The 17,062-nt window shown below is 69.4% G+C and carries 14 protein-coding genes; 7 read left to right on the top strand and 7 right to left on the bottom strand.

Going from position 1 to position 17,062, the window contains the following annotated elements; all coding sequences use genetic code 11:
- Complete coding sequence (gene cls / locus BLW09_RS08075) at nt 1–1,473, bottom strand: cardiolipin synthase (RefSeq protein WP_089910867.1); 1,473 nt, start codon at nt 1,471–1,473, stop codon at nt 1–3.
- A gap of 84 nt (nt 1,474–1,557) precedes the next feature.
- The gene (locus tag BLW09_RS08070) at nt 1,558–3,903 is read right to left on the bottom strand and encodes a HelD family protein (RefSeq protein ID WP_089910866.1); all 2,346 of its coding nucleotides are present in this window, start codon (nt 3,901–3,903) and stop codon (nt 1,558–1,560) included.
- 214 nt (nt 3,904–4,117) lie between these two features.
- On the opposite strand from BLW09_RS08070, the gene BLW09_RS08065 reads away from it, so the two are divergent.
- Entirely contained in the window at nt 4,118–4,732 is a 615-nt protein-coding gene (locus tag BLW09_RS08065; RefSeq protein WP_089910863.1) for an N-acyl homoserine lactonase family protein, read from the top strand.
- A 354-nt stretch (nt 4,733–5,086) separates the two neighbouring features.
- Here BLW09_RS08065 and BLW09_RS18905 read toward each other — a convergent pair whose 3' ends face one another.
- Complete coding sequence (locus BLW09_RS18905) at nt 5,087–5,368, bottom strand: hypothetical protein (protein WP_157696919.1); 282 nt, start codon at nt 5,366–5,368, stop codon at nt 5,087–5,089.
- Nucleotides 5,369–5,694: 326 nt separating this feature from the next.
- On the opposite strand from BLW09_RS18905, the gene BLW09_RS08060 reads away from it, so the two are divergent.
- Entirely contained in the window at nt 5,695–6,420 is a 726-nt protein-coding gene (locus BLW09_RS08060) for an alpha/beta fold hydrolase (protein ID WP_089910862.1), read from the top strand.
- Nucleotides 6,421–6,582: 162 nt separating this feature from the next.
- A complete protein-coding gene (locus tag BLW09_RS08055; protein ID WP_089910859.1) occupies nt 6,583–7,224 on the top strand; it encodes an HdeD family acid-resistance protein in 642 nt (213 codons plus the stop codon).
- A gap of 114 nt (nt 7,225–7,338) precedes the next feature.
- Here BLW09_RS08055 and BLW09_RS08050 read toward each other — a convergent pair whose 3' ends face one another.
- The gene (locus BLW09_RS08050; protein WP_089910856.1) at nt 7,339–9,333 is read right to left on the bottom strand and encodes a S9 family peptidase; all 1,995 of its coding nucleotides are present in this window, start codon (nt 9,331–9,333) and stop codon (nt 7,339–7,341) included.
- Nucleotides 9,330–10,100, bottom strand: a complete 771-nt coding sequence (locus BLW09_RS08045; RefSeq protein WP_089910853.1) for an SDR family oxidoreductase — start codon at nt 10,098–10,100, stop codon at nt 9,330–9,332. Before BLW09_RS08045 ends, BLW09_RS08050 begins: the two co-directional genes overlap by 4 nt.
- Before the next feature lie 106 nt (nt 10,101–10,206).
- On the opposite strand from BLW09_RS08045, the gene BLW09_RS08040 reads away from it, so the two are divergent.
- The 4 genes from BLW09_RS08040 (at nt 10,207) to BLW09_RS08025 (ending at nt 12,933) form a co-directional block, all read left to right on the top strand.
- Nucleotides 10,207–10,716, top strand: a complete 510-nt coding sequence (locus tag BLW09_RS08040) for an NfeD family protein (protein WP_089910851.1) — start codon at nt 10,207–10,209, stop codon at nt 10,714–10,716.
- Nucleotides 10,713–11,705: an SPFH domain-containing protein gene (locus BLW09_RS08035; protein WP_089910848.1), complete on the top strand. Its 993-nt coding sequence runs from the start codon at nt 10,713–10,715 to the stop codon at nt 11,703–11,705. Before BLW09_RS08040 ends, BLW09_RS08035 begins: the two co-directional genes overlap by 4 nt.
- Entirely contained in the window at nt 11,702–12,451 is a 750-nt protein-coding gene (locus BLW09_RS08030) for a glycerophosphodiester phosphodiesterase family protein (protein ID WP_089910845.1), read from the top strand. Before BLW09_RS08035 ends, BLW09_RS08030 begins: the two co-directional genes overlap by 4 nt.
- A gap of 110 nt (nt 12,452–12,561) precedes the next feature.
- Nucleotides 12,562–12,933 carry an RNA polymerase-binding protein RbpA gene (locus BLW09_RS08025; RefSeq protein WP_089910842.1) on the top strand — a complete coding sequence of 124 codons (372 nt, stop codon included), beginning with the start codon at nt 12,562–12,564 and terminating at the stop codon, nt 12,931–12,933.
- A gap of 37 nt (nt 12,934–12,970) precedes the next feature.
- Here BLW09_RS08025 and lnt read toward each other — a convergent pair whose 3' ends face one another.
- The gene (lnt, locus tag BLW09_RS08020) at nt 12,971–14,539 is read right to left on the bottom strand and encodes an apolipoprotein N-acyltransferase (protein WP_089910839.1); all 1,569 of its coding nucleotides are present in this window, start codon (nt 14,537–14,539) and stop codon (nt 12,971–12,973) included.
- An 80-nt stretch (nt 14,540–14,619) separates the two neighbouring features.
- Complete coding sequence (locus BLW09_RS08015) at nt 14,620–17,052, bottom strand: DEAD/DEAH box helicase (protein WP_089910836.1); 2,433 nt, start codon at nt 17,050–17,052, stop codon at nt 14,620–14,622.
- Nucleotides 17,053–17,062 lie beyond the last annotated feature (10 nt).

The raw sequence follows: 17,062 nt of genomic DNA, 5'->3' as shown, positions 1-17,062 counted from the left end.
CTACTGCAGCGCGGAGGTGAGCCGGGCGACCCCGTCCAGGAAGGTGGCCGACCTCGGCTCCCGCTTCCACTCCTCGAGCGTCAGCTGCCTGCCGGCGTCGCGGTAGCCCTGCTCGACAGCCCGCATCTGCTCGACGAACGACCGGCCGTACACGAGCAGCGTCACCTCCGAGTTCAGCGCGAACGAACGGATGTCCATGTTGCTCGACCCGATCACGGCGACGTCGTCGTCGATCGAGAGGTGCTTCGAGTGCAGGATGTACGGCGCCGGGTACAGCCAGATCTGCACACCCGCGCGCAGCAGCGGCTCGTAGTACGACCGTTGTGCGTGCCACACAGCGCCCTGGTCGCCGACCTCGGAGACGAAGAGCTGCACCTCCAGCCCGCGCTGGCACGCCGTCGTAATGGCATACATCATCGCCTCGTCGGGCACGAAGTAGGGGCTCGTGATGATGACCTTCCGCTGTGCCGACGTGACCAGCGTCAGGAATTGGCGCAGGTTGTTCTCCTCGCCGTATCCCGGTCCGCTCGGGACCACCTGGCAGACGAGCGCGTCGGGGGAGGGGTCGGCAGGCACATCAACGGCCCTCACCTGCGCATCCGCGCCGAGCAGCTCGCCGGTCTCGAGGTACCAGTCGGAGAGGAACACGGCGTTCGTCTCGGCGACGACCGGCCCGGTGACCCGTGTCATCAGCTCCTGCCACTGCAGACCGCGCTTCAGGTTCTTGGGGGTGTTGTAGCTGCGGTCGATGAGGTTCTGCGACCCCATGTGGGCGACGAGGCCGTCGACGACCACGAGCTTGCGGTGGTTGCGCAGATCGGGCCGCTGGTATTCGCCGGAGAACGGGCGGACCGGGAGCATCCAGCTCCACGTCACGCCGATCCGGTCGAGCTCGGCGAACGTCTTGTCGCTGTCGACGGCCCGGCGGGAGGCGACGTAGTCGGCGAGGAGGCGGACCGTCACCCCGCGCTGCACCGCGCGTTCCATCGCCGCGAAGAACGGCTTCGTCGTCGCATCCCACGACACGATGAAGAACTCGACGTGGACGAAATGTGCGGCCCTCTCGATATCCGCGGTCATCGCGTCGATCGACGCGCGGTAGTCGCCGATCAGCGTCGCCGCGTTGCCGCCCACCGCCGGAAGGGCGCCGAGCGCGCGGTTCTGCCGCACGAGCGACGCGAACCAGTCCGGCCAGGAGCCGCGCCCGTCGACGAGCTCGATTCCCTGAGCGCGGTCCGTGATGATGCGGTTCAGCTCATCCTGCTTCTCTCGCCGCTTCTTCGGCAGACGAGGATTGCCGATGAGCAGGAACAGCAGGATGCCGATGAACGGGATGAGGAAGATCGCCAGCAGCCACGCCATCGCAGCCGTCGGCTTCCGGTCGCGCGGCACGATGATGAGGGCCGCGATGCGGATGGCGAGGTCGGCGAGGATCAGGATGCCGCCGAGCAACGAGAGCTGATCACCGTTCATTCGGCCGCCTTCCTGATCCGGGCCGGCACGGCGGCCGGCCGGATGGTCGTCCGAAGTATCGCAGCGGGGGAGCGGGGCGGGAAGTCAGCGGTCGGACGGATCCAGGATGACGAGTTCGCCGGTCGTCCGCGTCATGGCCACGTAGCGGTCGACCGCCGACTCGATGTCCGTCGCGCGATCGCGCGGGATGCCGCGATGACGTTGACCGGATTCCACGAGGAGCACGAGGTCGAATTCGAGCCCCTTCGCCTCGACGGCGCTGAGCGATCGGACACGCGGCATCCCCGCGTAGGCGTCGTCCCCGATGACGCAGGCGGTGCCCTCCGCGTGGGCATCGAGCCACTCCCGGAGGATGCGGTCGCGGTCGGTCGCCGGCTCATGCCGCACGGGGATGCCGTTGTCGCGGACCGATGTGGGGACGTTGGCGTCGGGCAGCACGGCGCGGATCACCGGTGCGGCGTGCTCCATGACGGCGACCGGTGTCCGGTAGTTGACGGACAGCGTCGCCACCGTCGCACCTGGCAGCCCGACCTCGGCGAGGCGCTCGGTCCAGCTTTCCGGGAAACCGTGCCGTGCCTGCGCACGATCGCCGACGACCGTGATGCTGTGCGAAGGAACGCGCCGGGTGACCATCGCCCACTCCGCCGGCGTCAGCTCCTGCGCCTCGTCCACGATGATGTGCGCGAACGGGCCGGCGAGGAGCTCCGTCGATGACGCGGCCGGGCCGTTGTTCGTGTCCAGCGCACTGCGGAGGTCCTGACTGCGCAGCATGGACATCGTCTTGAGGTCGGAGTCGTCGGTCGCGATGAGGTCGTGGATGACATCGTCCATCACCGCACGGTCGGCGGCCGCCCGCGCTGCGTCCGCGCGGCGGCGGCGATCCCGCTCGGGATCACCCGCGCGTTGCACGGCCGCATCGAGCAGCGGGAGGTCGGACACCGTCCACGGGTCGGCCGGCGATCTCTGGAGCAGTGCGGCCTGGTCGGTGGTCAGCCACGGCGCGCAGCGCAGCAGCAGGGCGTGGGAGTTCCACAGCCTCCGGACGATCGCAGCCGGGTCGAGGAGCGGCCACACCGTGTCGAACACCGCAGGGAGGTCAGTGTCGTCGGTCAGCGCGCGACGGATCGCGTCGGCGTTCGTCCGTCCGCCGGCCTGTCCGTAGGCGTCGAACTCCTCCTCGTCGTCGAACCCCCAGCGCAGGGCGTCGTCTTCCCGGGCGGCGGTTGCCGCGTCGTCCCATCCCGCATCGCCCCATCCAGCGTCGCCCCAGCGTTCGCCGCTCCACCGGCCGGGACGCCCGGTGTCGTCCTCGCCGTTCCGGTTCGAGACGATGTCGACGAGGATGTCGAGCAGTGCCTCCCAGATCTCCGCCCGAGCGTCGTTGTGCGGCGCGGCCGGGTCGGCCGCGCCGAGCGCCTCGGCCCACTCCCTCTGACCGATGCGGAGCTCGCCCCACGGAGTGTCGAGCACGGTCGGACGCGATGGCGGGCGCTCGGCGAGCCTGATCGCGGCCTCGACGGCCCCGGGCATCCGGCGGTCGCCCTTGAGCAGCGCGACGCGGCGGTCCGGCTCCGGCACGGCTTGTGCCCCCTCCGGCACGAGGTCGGTGAGCGTGCAGGTTCGCACGCCCTCCTCGCCGAGGCCCGGCAGGATGTCGGCGACATAGTCCGTGTAGGCGTGCGACGGGCCGACGAACAGCACGCCCCCGTGCCCGCTCTGCAGCCGCGGCTCGGAGTAGAGGAGATAGGCGGCGCGGTGCAGCGCGACCACCGTTTTTCCCGTGCCCGGCCCGCCGTCGACCACGAGGACGCCCTGCCCGTCGGCGCGGATGATCGCATCCTGGTCCGCTTGGATGGTGCCCAGTACATCCCGCATCCGGGGCGTGCGACTCGCACCGAGGCTGGCGATGAAGGCGGACTGGTCGTCGAGCGCCGCGGGGGAGGAGGCGTCGGACTCCGTGAACGTCTCATCCCAGTAGTCCGTCACACACCGGTCGCTCCAGCGATAGCGGCGCCGGGAGGTCAGCCCCATCGGTTGCGCGAGCGTGGCACCGAAGAACGGCTCGGCCGCCGGGGTGCGCCAGTCGACCAGCAGCCGCTCGCCGTCGGCGTCCGCCAAGCCCACGCGACCGATGTAGATCGTTCCCGTGCCGGTCAGCACCCGCCCGATACAGAGGTCGGCCCCGAACCGGCGCAGCAACCGTGACCGCCGGTTCAGCCGGACGATCTCCACCTCGCGCTCGTTGGCCTCCTGCCCGTTGCCGCCGGGTGTCGCCAGCAGCTCGGCGAGGCGCCCGCCGACCTCCTCGCGTTCGGCTGCCAGGCGCGCCTCGATCCGGGCGAACCGGCGCACGTCGTCGGCGATCAGCTCGGGTGCGGCCTTGGCCGGATGTGCGTCGAGGCAGAAGGGGGTCGGGAGGGCACGGGTCATCGCGGTCCAATCGAGGGAAACGGGAGAGGGGAGCGTCACCGGGACGACGACGGTGCTCGTCGCACTGTGCCTGCCGTCCCGTGGGTATCGGTTGCGAGACTGCATTCTGCCCGACAGGGGGTCTCTTGCGGCAAGCCCCCTGGCGTGATATATTCTGGAATTGCGAGGTGATATTCCTCGGCTTTTTTGTGCCCGATCACGGTACTGTGACCGCATGACACCGTCCGTCACCGTCACTCCGGTCCGCGTCGCCAGCCTTCTGGTGGGGGAGGACGAGCGGCTTCCGGTGTTCGTCCACCTCATCGACCACCCGGACGGCCGCATCCTGGTCGACACCGGGCTGACCGCCCTGCACCCCGCCGTCGCCGACATGGACCCGCAGCTGGAGCCGTTGAGCGAGAACTCGGCCGTCGACCTCGACAGCATCAGCGCGGTCGTCAACACGCACCTGCATTTCGACCACTGCGGCGGCAACCACCTCTTCCCGGGCCGCCCGATCCATGTGCAGCGCACGGAACTCGAGGATGCCCGCACCCAGGACGACTACACGATCCCGGAGTGGGTGGATGCGCCCGGCGTCGCGTACGCGCCGGTCGACGGCGAATGGGAACTGCTGCCCGGCATCCGGCTCGTCCCGGCACCCGGGCACACCCGCGGCTCGCAGATCGTCGTCGTGGAGACGGGGGAGCGCCCCATCGTCATCGCCGGCGACACGGCCGTCTGGTTCGGCGAGCTCGACGCCCCGGAGACCGAAGGTCAGCTCCTCATCCGCTCGCTCGACCCGCAGCAGGTGTGGCTCGCGCACGCGACGGAGCCGTGGTCCGCGTGACGCGGTGACCAGGGGAGAAGTGCGGCGGCACCTGTCGCCTCGGCTGCTCGTTTCCGATGATGCGTGAGGTGCGGCGTGCACCGACGCGGGTCTGCGAGCGCGACCTGGGACCTAGGTCTTCAGTGATGGGCGTGAAAACTTCGCCCGCGTGCTCCCAGAGCGGCCACGGGTTCGTTCCATCCAAGTAGAAGCGAACGTGTCGCCTGAGCGCTTCACCGTGCGCGGCCCATTCGCGTTCCTGCTATGCCTGTCGCAGGTCGTGGAGACGCAAGCGCATCCGACTCGGCGGCCTGCCCGCCGCACGCGAGTGAGGCCCGGCGAAAACCACCCGGCCTCACTCTTGGGCGTCGAGGGCTAGACCTGCTCAACCCGAGCGGACAGCGTCTCCCGTTGTCCGTCGAGTTCAGTGCTTCGGCGCAACCCCACGCGCGCCAGGTAGTGATCGATGTAGCCAGTGAGTTCTCCTGGTTCTTCACTCAGTGCAGGAGACTCGTGTGCGAGCGGCCGGTCGTGAGCCAAGGAGTAGAGGAACACGTCCCAGTGCTGGTACCCATCTCCAGCGAAGGACCTCTGTGCCTCGACTCGGGCGATGGCGGCAATTTCCGCTGCATCGAGTTCGAGGATCGGCTTGACCACGAACTAACCTTACGCTCAGAACCGGATCACGTCGGTCGGGTTGCCGGAAGAGCAGTACCCGTTGGTTGTGAGCACGTTTCCGGACGCCATGGCGGTGAGGTTTGTGCCCGGAAGCGCCTGCCCGATCACAGGCTTCACAACGGACCAGGTCTGGCTACCCCAGGGTGCAAGGCCAGTCGTGTCCGTGCGGATCGAGATCCGCGTCGCCCATTCGGAGACGGACGATTCAGAGAGAATTCGCTTGCCGCCCAGGATTAGCGCAGGCTAGCCTGCCGCCAATCGCAGGCCAACCTGCTGACCAACGACAGAGCGAATAGGAGAATGTCATGCCGTCACCAACGATCGTCCTCGTCCACGGAGCGTTCGCCGACGCCGCCAGCTGGGCGCCCGTCACCCGCCTTCTGCTCGATCGAGGCCACACCGTGATCGCACCACCTTTGTACATGCGCAGCCTCGCTGCCGACGCCGCATCCTTGCGGGCTCTCGTCGAGCACATCGACGGACCCGTCCTCCTCGCGGGCCACTCGTACGGGGGAGCGGTCATCACGATCGCCGGTGAGGCGGCCAACGTCGTCGGGCTCGTCTACGTATCCGGCTACGCCCTCGATACCGGAGAGACGATCTCGAAGCTGCAGGGAGGATTCCCCGATTCGGAGCTCATCGCGAACCTCGTCTTCACGCCGTTCCCCATTCCAGGCCAGGAGGACGGCTCCGACGTCTCCGTGAAGATCGACGCGTTCCCGCACATCTTCGCCGCGGGCCTCGACCCGCGTGTCAGCGAGGTCCTCGCTGTGTCCCAGCGACCGCTGGCGGCATCCGTGTTCGCCGAAGAGGCGTCCGCGGCCGCATGGAAGACCAAGCCGGCGTGGGGGATCGTCTCGGCTGATGACCACACCATCAACCCGGACGTCGAACGCTTCGGCTACACCCGGGCCGGCATCGCCGACGTCACCGAATTGAAAGCGCCGCACCTGGTCATGCAGACGAACCCGCAGGACGTCGTGGATGTCATCGAACGCGCCGTGGGCGGCAGTGGCGGTGCGCAGGGCTGAGCGAGCACTCCGTCGTCCTCTACCTGACATAATGTGCATTATCAGCGCAACGATATCCGAAGCGACACGGCGCATCCGTACTCCTGACACCGCCCATGCGGCGCGCTAGTGTCAGCAGCGAACGGCCAGGAGAACGGCCGCCTCTCTCGAAGGGATGACGCGATGAGCGCTACAGATCCGACCGACCCGCTGCTGCACGAATTCTCGCTGGACGCCCGGCAGATGACCCGTTCTGCCATCAACGCCATCCGCACGGCGCTCGGCGTCAGCGGCGCCGTTGCACTGATCCTCGGCATCGTCCTGCTGTTCTGGCCCGAGAAGACTTTGTCCGTGCTGGCGATCTTCCTGGGGATCTATTTCCTGGTCGCGGGCATCATGCGGCTCGGGATCGGCATCTTCAGCCGCGGGATGCGCGGCGGCTCCCGAGCGCTCAACATCATTCTCGGAGTCCTGCTCATCTTCGCGGGAATCGTCGCCCTGAAGAACGTGACCGCTGCGGCCGTCACACTGGTGATCTTCGCCATCGCGTTCATCGGCGTCGGCTGGATCATCGACGGCGTCATGGCGCTGGCCGAAGCCGGCCGCGCCGCGTCGTCCGGATGGGCCATCGCGTTCGGCATCCTCAGCATCATCGCCGGGATCGTCGTGCTGGTGCTGCCGGCGTCGTCCGCGGTGTTCCTGCTGTTCTTCGCGGCCTTCTCGCTGATCGTCCTCGGCGTCATCGGGATCGTGCGGGCGTTCACGTTCGGCCGCGAGGTGCTCAAGGAGACCGACTCCCCTGCCGCGACTCCGCGCGTCGCCTGATCGTATACGATCCAGCGCGTTAGTTTCGGCACGAATGTGCGGAAAGGCGCGCCCAGAACGCACATTCGGCACGAATCGCGCCCCGGAAACGGGGTGCGATTCGTGCCGACGTGGTCAGTGGTGGTTGCTGCGGCTCGGCAGGTGCTCCGCCCACCAGTCGAGGATGATCTCGAAGCGCTCCCGGCGGTGGCGCGGGCGGCCGCTGCGGCTCAGCTCGTGGTCTTCGCCCGGGAAGACCACGAGCTCCGTCTCCACTCCCCTGCGCTTGAGCGCCGCGTAGTAGCGCTCGGCCTGCCCCAGCGGGCAGCGCAGGTCGTGGGATGAGTGCAGCACGAGCGTCGGCGTCCGCACCTGATCGACCAGGGCCTGCGGGCTCTGCGACCGCATCAGCTCCGGGTCGGTCCCGGTGTACTCGTCACCGAAGAAGCTGCCGATGTCGCTGGTGCCGACGAACGCCTCCGGATCGAGGAATCCCCGCTCCACGATCGCCGCGGCGAAGCGGTGGTCGTGCGCGATGGTCCACGCCGTCAGGTAGCCGCCGTAGGAGCCGCCCATGATCCCGACGCGCTCGGCGTCGAGGCCGGGCACCTGGGCGATCGCGCCGTCGAGGAAGTCGAGGACGTCCGTCAGGTCGACCGTGCCCATCCGCTGGCGGATCACCCGGCCGTGCTCCTGCCCGTACCCGGCGGAGCCGCGCGGATTGGACATGACGACCGAGTACCCCGCCGCGGCGTACACCTGCGCCTCGTCGAACAAGGCGTGCGTGTATGCGGCGAACGGGCCGCCGTGGATGGTCAGGAGCACGGGATGCGGCCCATCGCCCTCCGGGACGAGCACCCAGCCGTGAACGGGGTAGCCGTCGCGGCCGGTGATCGTCAGCTCACGCGGCTCGATGACGCCGGCTGAGCGGAGCGGCGCCGAGAAGTCGGTCAGCCGGCGCAGGCCGGCCGCCTCCACCACGGCGACATCTCCCGTGGTCAGAGCGTCGGCGAACGCGACGACGACGGTGTCGCCCGCCGCATCCACGCCGCTCACGACCGTGTGATCGTCGGTCAGCCGGCGGCTCTCCCCCGCGGCCGTCACCTCGGTCAGCACCAGGGCCCCGTGGCGGCGGTCGAGGACGAGCACCGCGTCGTCTCCGCTCGGTGCGATGTCGGACTCGGTGAAGTCGACGGACTCCGGGTCGGTCAGACGTCGCGGCGCCGCGCCCGCGGCGTCGATCACGTAGAGGGCGGCGTTCTTGGCGACGAAGTCACGGCCGGTCTGGCCGACATCCTGAGCGGTGAAGAACAGCGCGCCGCCCGGAGCGTAGTGCGCCGCGATCACGCTGTACGAGCCGTGGGAGCCGGTCAGGTCGCGCGGCTCTCCCCCGTCGGCCGGGACGACGAAGACGTTCGACCGCAGGTCGAGGTCGCGGCTGGCGTGCCGTTCCGAGACGAAGGCGATGCTCCGCCCGTCGGGCGAGAACGAGATCGCGCCGTCGTCCCACGGGCCGTCGGTCACCTGACGCGGCTCCGCGACCGCGGGTGCGGGGTCCGTCGAGCCGTCGGGGTTCGGTGCGGGAGACGGGACGGGCGCCGCCCAGACGTCCGGAACCGGCACGGTGAAGACGTGGGCGCGCCGGTCGGTGATGTAGCCGAGGCCGTTCGCCTGATATTTCAGCGTGTCGAAGCGGCGAGCGGGCTCGCCGTTCGGGTCGATGCCGTCGACCGTGCCGTACCGGCCCTGCTCGGGCACGCGGCTCACGAAGGCGATGGTGCTGCCATCGGGCGACCAGGCGAACTCCGAGACGCCGAGCGTGCGGTCGGTGACCGCGACGGGTTCTCCGCCCGCGGCGTCCACGACGTACAGCTGCGCCGGCTTCTTCGGCGCTGCGCGCAGGAACGCGAGCAGGCGCCCGTCCGGCGAGAACCGCGGAGCCGTGTCGCGGAACCCGCGGGTCAGCAGCCGCGGGGCGGCGTGACCGGTGAGAGGGATGCTCCACAGCTGCCCGACGGTGGCGTCGGCTTCCAGCGATGGCCGGGTCACCGACACGACGGCTCGCGTGCCGCCGGGGTGGACGGTCGGCGTCGAGACGCCGGTCAGCAGACCGAGATCGGCGGGCTTCACTCGACGACCGGCGTGAAGCTCGACACGTCGCCGACGAGGCGCGTGTGGTCGGCCGGGATGGGATCGACGACGGCGGAGGCGACCTCGGCCGCGAACTCGCTGACGTTGTACAGGCGCCCGGCGGCCTCCTTGCGGGCGTCGATGGCGCCCGGGTTGAGGCGGTTGAGGAGGGTCGCCGTGATGGTGCCCTCGATCATGTCGCCCGAGACGACGACGAACTCGACGCCCTTCTCGGTGAGCGACGGCAGCAGCTCCCGCAGCGCGTCCTCCCCCGCCCGCTTGCTCAGCGCGACGGCCTCGTACTCGGGCATGGTCGGCGTCGTCCGGATGAAGTGCGCCTGGTGGCTGGTGACGAACACGACGCGTGCGCCGTCGCCGAGCAGCGGGAGGGCCGCGGTGAGAGTGTTCACCTGGGCGTCGCGGTTGAGCTGCATCGCGTAGTCCTCGGCCATGCCGGACTCCATGCCGCCCGAGGCGTTGAGCACCAGGATGTCGAGGCCGCCCCAGGCGTCGGCGACGGTCCGGAACATGGCCGCGACGGACTCGGGGTCCGTGAGGTCGGCGCCGACCGCGATGGCCGTCCCGCCGCTCTCCACGATCGAGTCGACGAGCTTCAGAGCCCGCGCCTCCTTGTTGCGGTAGTTGATGACGACACTCGCGCCCGCCTCGGCGAGGTACTGCGCGGTGTCCGCGCCGATCCCGCGCGACGAGCCGGTGACGAGGGCGCGCTTGCCCGTCAGCGAACCAGGTGAAAGGGGGTTTGCCACGAAAACTCCTCGGCGTCGATGTCTGCACCCTGAGACTACCAAGCGGGTTGGAATCGGCGTGGGCCGCACCTGATACGGTCGGAGAAAGCAGTGAAAGGGGGACGTCATGGACATCACGTCCTTCGCCTGGATCGTCTGGCTCGTCCTCATCCTGATCTTCGTGATCATCGAGATGCTGACGCTCGACTTCGTCTTCCTGATGATCGCCGTCGGCAGCTTCGGCGGCCTCGTCTCCGGCCTCGCCGGAGCACCCTGGTGGCTGCAGCTGATCATCGCGGCGATCCTCTCCGTCGTGCTCATCTTCTTCATCCGTCCACCGCTCCTCCGCGCGCTGAAGCGCGGGGGCGACCCGGCGAAGAGCAACATCGACCGCCTGATCGGGATGGGCGGCGTCGTCGTCTCGACCGTCACCCGCACCACCGGCCTGGTGAAGCTGCAGATCGGCGAGACCTGGACTTCCCGGCTCGCCGGCGCGCCCCTCCCGGGCGATGGCCGGGAGGAGCTCGTCCCCGGGGAGCATGTGGTCGTGGTCTCGATCGAGGGTGCGACCGCCGTCGTCGCCCCCGCACCGGTCTCCGCAGGCAGCGACGGCCTCACCGAGAGGATCACCCCGTGAACGATCCGAGCCAGCTGGTCCTGACCATCGTGGTCAGCGTCATCGTCCTGATCATCGCGATCTTCGTGCTGGTCACGCTGTTCCGTGCGATCCGCATCATCCCGCAGGCGCGGGCCGGCGTGGTCGAGCGGCTCGGCCGGTACCACAAGACGCTGATGCCGGGGCTCAACGTCGTCGTGCCGTTCATCGACAAGGTGCGACCGCTGATCGACATGCGCGAGCAGGTGGTCTCCTTCCCGCCGCAGCCGGTCATCACCGAGGACAACCTGGTGGTCTCGATCGACACGGTCGTCTACTTCCAGGTGAACGATGCGCGCGCCGCGACCTATGAGATCGCCAACTACCTGGGCGCGGTCGAGCAGCTGACCACCACGACACTGCGTAACGTCGTCGGCGGCCTGAACCTCGAGGAGGCGCTCACCAGCCGCGACAACATCAACGGACAGCTGCGCGTCGTGCTCGACGAGGCCACCGGCAAGTGGGGCATCCGGGTGGCGCGCGTGGAACTCAAGGCGATCGAGCCGCCGCTCTCCATCCAGGACTCCATGGAGAAGCAGATGCGCGCGGAACGTGACCGCCGCGCTGTCATCCTGACGGCCGAGGGCACGAAGCAGTCCGAGATCCTCAACGCGGAGGGTCTGCGGCAGGCCGCGATCCTCAAGGCGGAGGGTGACGCCAAGGCGGCGGTGCTCCGCGCCGAGGGCGAGGCGCAGGCGATCACGACGGTCTTCGGGGCGATCCACCAGGGCAACCCGGACAACCTGCTGCTCGCCTACCAGTACCTCCAGACGCTGCCCAAGCTCGCGGAAGGCCCGGCGAACAAGCTGTGGATCATCCCGAGCGAGCTGACAGAGGCCCTCAAGGGCATCGGCCAGGCCTTCGGGCCCGGAGCCGGGACGCCGCGCCCGGACGCGGCCGGAAGCACGGATTCCGCCGGCGCGCCCGGCCCGGCCGCACCGACCGGGCCGGCGGCACCGACCGCGCCGTGACGTTCCTCGACGGGGCCGGGACGCGCATCATCGCGCATCGCGGCCTGGCCCTCGATGCGCCCGAGAACACGCTCCTCGCCTTCCTGCGCGCGCTCTCGGCGGGCGCGACGCACCTCGAGACCGATATCCACGCCTCGGCGGACGGCGAGGCCGTCATCGCGCACGACCCGGACCTCGCCCGGGTCGCCGGGCGGAGCGTCGCGGTCGGCCAGCTGACGATGCGGGAGCTGCGGCGCATCGACCTCGGGCACGGGCAGGGCTTCTGCTCGCTCGCCGAGGCGCTCGACGCCTTCCCGCACGCGCGGTTCAACATCGACGTGAAGGATGCGCGCGCCGCCGAGCCGGCCGTCGCCGCGATCCGGGACGCCCGGGCGACGGAGCGCGTGCTGATCACCAGTTTCTCGACCGAGAGGAGGCGGGCCGTCGCCGACGCCCTTCCTGGAGTGGCCTCCTCCCCCGCCGTCCCCGAGTTCGCCCCTGCGCTGGTGGGCGCCCGGCTCGGCATCGCTCCCCTGGTCCGGCGCGCCCTGCGCGGCTTCGTCGCCGTCCAGGTCCCCGAGCGTCGCGGACCCGTCCGGATCGTCACCCGGCGCACGGTCGAACGGTTCCATGCCGCCGGAGCCGAGGTGCACGTCTGGACGGTGAACGACCCCGCCGACATGCGACGGCTGCTCGACTTGGGGGTCGACGGCATCGTCACCGACCGCTGCGACCTCCTCAAGACCGTGGTCGCGTCGCGGCGCTGAAACCCGGCGACTCTGAGAGGCCACTGGGAGAAACGCTCCCCTGGAAAGAGAATCCCCAGCTTGACCGTTTATAACAGTGAGGATTCGCGCGCACTAGAGGAGACCACACAATGGCAGATCGAAGCTTGCGCGGCATGAGAATCGGCGCCCAGAGCCTACAGAGTGAAGAAGGCGTCGTCTACTCTCCGCGTTCCCGTTACAACTACCTGTGCCCGACCTGCGGCAAGGAGACCGATGTCGTCTTCTCGGCCGAGGCCGAGGCCCCCGAGACCTGGGAGTGCAAGCACTGCGGCCAGGAGGCTCGCCTGCTGATCGGCGACACCCCCGTCGAGGTCGACCACTCCGACGTCAAGACGCCCCGCAGCCACTGGGACATGCTGCTGGAGCGCCGCACCCGCGCCGAGCTCGAGGAACTCCTCGAGGAGCGCCTGCAGTACCTGCGCTCGCGTCGCGGAACGAGCGAGCACAAGCACACCGCCTGACCGTCAGCACCACCTGACTCAGGACACCGGGCCGTTCTCACCTTCGCGGTGGGAGCGGCCTTCTCGTTGCCGGGAGCGGGCTGCGCCGCCCCGTGAATGCGGCCGCCAGCCCGAACAGACCGAGGCCGGCGACGAGGAACTCGATCCCCCGGCTGAGCAGCGTCGCCGGCGTCGTGGTCGTGCCGAGCGGTACGTCCGCGACCATGTGTCCCGGTTTGAACGGCGGGATCGAGCTGATCGTTCGTCCATCGGGTCCGATGATCTGGCTGCTGCCGACCGTCGAGATGTTCACCAGCGAGCGTCCCGCCTCGATCGCGCGCAGCCGGGCGATCGCGAGCTGCTGCTGGTTCTCGTCCGTCTCGCCGAAGTCCGCGTTGTTCGTCTGGGCGAGGATCACCTGCGCTCCCCCGTTCATCATGTCGGTGAGCAGCTGGTCGTCGACGATGTCGAAGCAGATGGAGATCCCGGCCCGGACGCCGCCGACGTCGAAGACGTTGTCGCGCGTCCCCGGGGTGTAGTCACGCCCGATCAGGTCGATCAGAGCGGGGGCGAATGGACGCCAGAACGCGCGGTCGGGGACGTACTCGCCGAACGGCACCGGGTGCTTCTTGTCGTAGTAGTCGACGGCGCCGTGCCCGGCCACCCACTGCAGCGACGTGTTGTAGAAGCGGTCGTCGCGCGACGTGATCGTGCCGACGACGAACGGGGCGCCGAACTTCCGGCTGAGCGCATCCAGGATGGCCGCGTTGTCCGGGTCGCGCGTCGGGTCGGGCAGCGCAGACCCCTCCGGCCAGACCACCATGTCGACCTTGTTCGCGCCGGAGACCTGCGACGACGGGATGCGCAGCGTCTCCGCCACCTGGGAGGCGAACACCGCACCGACGGGAGCGTCGTCGAAGTATCCCGCCGGGCCGTTGCCCTGCACGGCGGCGATCCGCGTCGTCCCGTCGGTCGTCGCGGGCCAGGCGGGGATCGCGAACACGAGCGCGACAGCCACACCGGCGAGCAGCCAGCGCTGCACCGCACGTACGTCCAGAGCCCCGGGCAGCTCCACCAGGAGGGCGACCAGCCACACCATCACGAAGCTCACCCCGGAGATGCCGATCCAGGCCACCATCGGAGCCAGCGGGCTCTGCGACTGCGACTCGGCCACCCGCCCCCAGGAGAAGCCGCCGTACGGCCAGTTTCCCGTGACGTACTCGCGCAGCACCCAGAGGCCGCCCACGATCACCGGCAGCAGACCGAGCCGCCCGAGCAGCGTCGGGAAGGACCGCGGCACCCATCGGTACGCGAGCGTGATCAGGATGCCGCCGACGCCCCAGAACAGCGCCTCGAGCGTCGAGAGCGCGACCCAGGGCACCGGGCCCAGGTAGAGCGCCGTCCAGGAGACGTGGACGAGGTAGAACGCCTCCCCCGCGACCCAGCCGATCAGGAAGGCCGGCCCGGCGCGGCGTCCACGTTGCGCGAGCAGCACCATCGCGATGCCGACGAAGGTCAGCGGCCACCAGTCCTTGTCCGGGAAGCCCGCATCGAGCACCGGGCCGGCGGCCGCAGCGAGCAGCACCGCGAGCCAGAGCGGGAACGGGGCTCGCGGGACGGTCTGCACGAAGGGAGAGCCTAAAGCATCCGCGTGTGGGGTCTGCTCAGGAAGCGCGGCCCCGACGACGGGGCCGCCGGCGAGCCGTGTCACGCGACCGACGAGTACGCCACGATGCCGCGGCGGATGGACTCCAGCGCCTGCCGGGCCACCCGCCCGACGTTGCCCTGGGCCACGAGCGACAGCTGATCGAGGAGGTCGATCGTCTGCTTCGCCCAGCGGACGAAGTCGCCCGCCGCCATGTCGGCCTCGCTGAGCACCGCATCCAACCCGGAGCCGCGGGACCACATCCACATCGCCAGCGACAGCGCGGTCGACGGAGGTTCGCTGCCGGGGAGCCGGTTGTCCTGCTCCAGGTCGTCGAGGGTGCTCCACAGCGTCGTCGTCTTCTCGAGCGCCGGGCGGAACGCTCCGCGCGGCAGGGTGCGGTCATTGGCCAGGCCGTCGTCGCGCCGGGGCTCGAAGACCAGAGCGCAGGCCATGGCCGCGAGTCCGGGGGCGTCGAGGTCCTTCCAGGCGTTCCTGCGCAGGCACTCGGCGACGAGCAGATCCCGCTCGCCGTAGATGCGCTTGAGCGTGCGGCCGTGGACCGTCAGCTCGGTCTCGCCGTTCTCCTTGGTCAGGTAGCCGAGCTCGAGGAGCACCTCGGACACCCGGTCGAAGACCTTCGCGACGGCGCCGGTGCGCGATTGGATCTGCGACCGCAGCCGATCGGTGTCGCGCTTCAGCTTCCACCAGCGCTCGGCCCAGCGTGCGTGCGCCTCACGTTCCGGGCAGCGGTGGCAGGGGTGGTCCTTCATGCGTTTGCGCAGCGCCGCCAGCTGCCTCTGCCGCTTCTCCCGCTCGCTGTTCGACGCCGACTCGATGCGGGAGCCGGAGCGCTCCAGGTCGGTCAGCTCGCGCCGGATGGCGAAGTACTCGCGGAAGTCTCCGAGGTGGCAGGTCATCGCCTCCTCGTAGCCGGCGAGCGACTGCTCTTGCTGCAGAGCCTTCCGCGCCAGGTCGACCACCGCGCGGTCGGCCTGGAACTGGGCGAACGACGACTCGAGGATCTCGCGGGTGCGGGGCCGCCCGAACTGGTCGATGAGGTTGACGGCCATGTTGTAGGTCGGGCGGAAGCTGGAGTTCAGCGGATAGCTGCGGCGGGAGGCGAGGGACGCGACCGACTGCGGATCGAGGCCGTCCTCCCACTGGATGACGGAGTGACCCTCGACGTCGATTCCGCGTCGGCCGGCGCGCCCGGTCAGCTGCGTGTACTCGCCCGGCGTGATCGGCACCCGGGCCTCGCCGTTGAACTTCTCCAGCTTCTCCAGCACGACCGTCCGGGCGGGCATGTTGATCCCGAGCGCCAGCGTCTCGGTCGCGAACACCACCTTGACGAGCTTCCGGCGGAACAGCTCCTCGACGACCTCCTTGAAGGCGGGAAGAAGACCAGCGTGGTGCGCGGCGACGCCGCGCTCCAGCCCTTCCAGCCACTCCCAGTACCCCAGGACCGCGAGGTCTTCGTCGAGCAGCGTCCGGCACCGGTCCTCGACGATCTCGCGGATCTCGTCGCGCTCGTGCTTCTCGGTCAGGCGCACCCCGGCCCGGAGCACCTGCCGCACGGCCTGGTCGCAGCCGTTGCGGCTGAAGATGAAGAAGATCGCAGGCAGCAGGTTGCGGTCGTCGAGCAAGGCGACGAGTTCCGACCGGCTCATCCGGAAGGAGTCGGGACGGCCGCCCTTCGAGTGGTACCGGCCGACATCCCGCATCTGCCGGCTGCTGAGCACCCGGCCGCCGTAGCGCGCCATCTGCACGAGCTCCGGGTTGACGCGGTTCGTGGTGGCGAGCCCCGACGAGTCGAACAGGTCGATCAGCTTCGACCGCATCAGGATGTGCTGCTCCAGCGGCACCGGACGCTCCTCCGACACCACGACGTCCGTGTCGCCGCGGACCGCCTGCAGCCAGTCGCCGAACTCCTCCGCGTTCGAGACGGTGGCGCTGAGCGACACCATCCGGACCTCGGACGGCAGGTGGATGATGACCTCCTCCCAGACGGCGCCGCGGAACCGGTCGGCCAAGTAGTGCACCTCGTCCATCACGACGTAGGCGAGGTCGGTGAGCAGGTCGGAGTCCGCGTAGAGCATGTTGCGGAGCACCTCGGTCGTCATGACAACGATGCGGGCGTGGGAGTTGATGTTGGTGTCGCCGGTGAGGAGCCCGACCGACTCCGCACCGTACGCCTCGACGAACTCCTGGAACTTCTGGTTCGAGAGCGCCTTCATCGGCGTCGTATAGAAGACCTTGGCGTTGGCCTCGCGCATGGCGAGGAACACGGCGAACTCCGCCACGATCGTCTTGCCTGCGCCGGTCGGGGCGGCGACGAGAACGCTGCGCCCGCGCTCCAGAGCCCCGCACGCCTCGCGCTGGAACGGGTCGAGGTCGAACCGGAGGCCCTCGCGGAAGGTCTCGAGCAGCGGCTGGCGGGCCCGGTCGCGCGAGGCGGCGAACCGCTCCGCCGGTGAGAGCGTCTGGTCGGTCACTCCCCCAGCC

Origin of the sequence: Leifsonia sp. 21MFCrub1.1 (genome assembly GCF_900107895.1) — a bacterium.
In the GTDB taxonomy this organism is placed as follows: domain Bacteria; phylum Actinomycetota; class Actinomycetes; order Actinomycetales; family Microbacteriaceae; genus Leifsonia; species Leifsonia soli.
The sequence above is the reverse complement of the archived record's forward strand: the minus strand, read 5'-3'. Positions and strand labels throughout refer to the sequence as shown.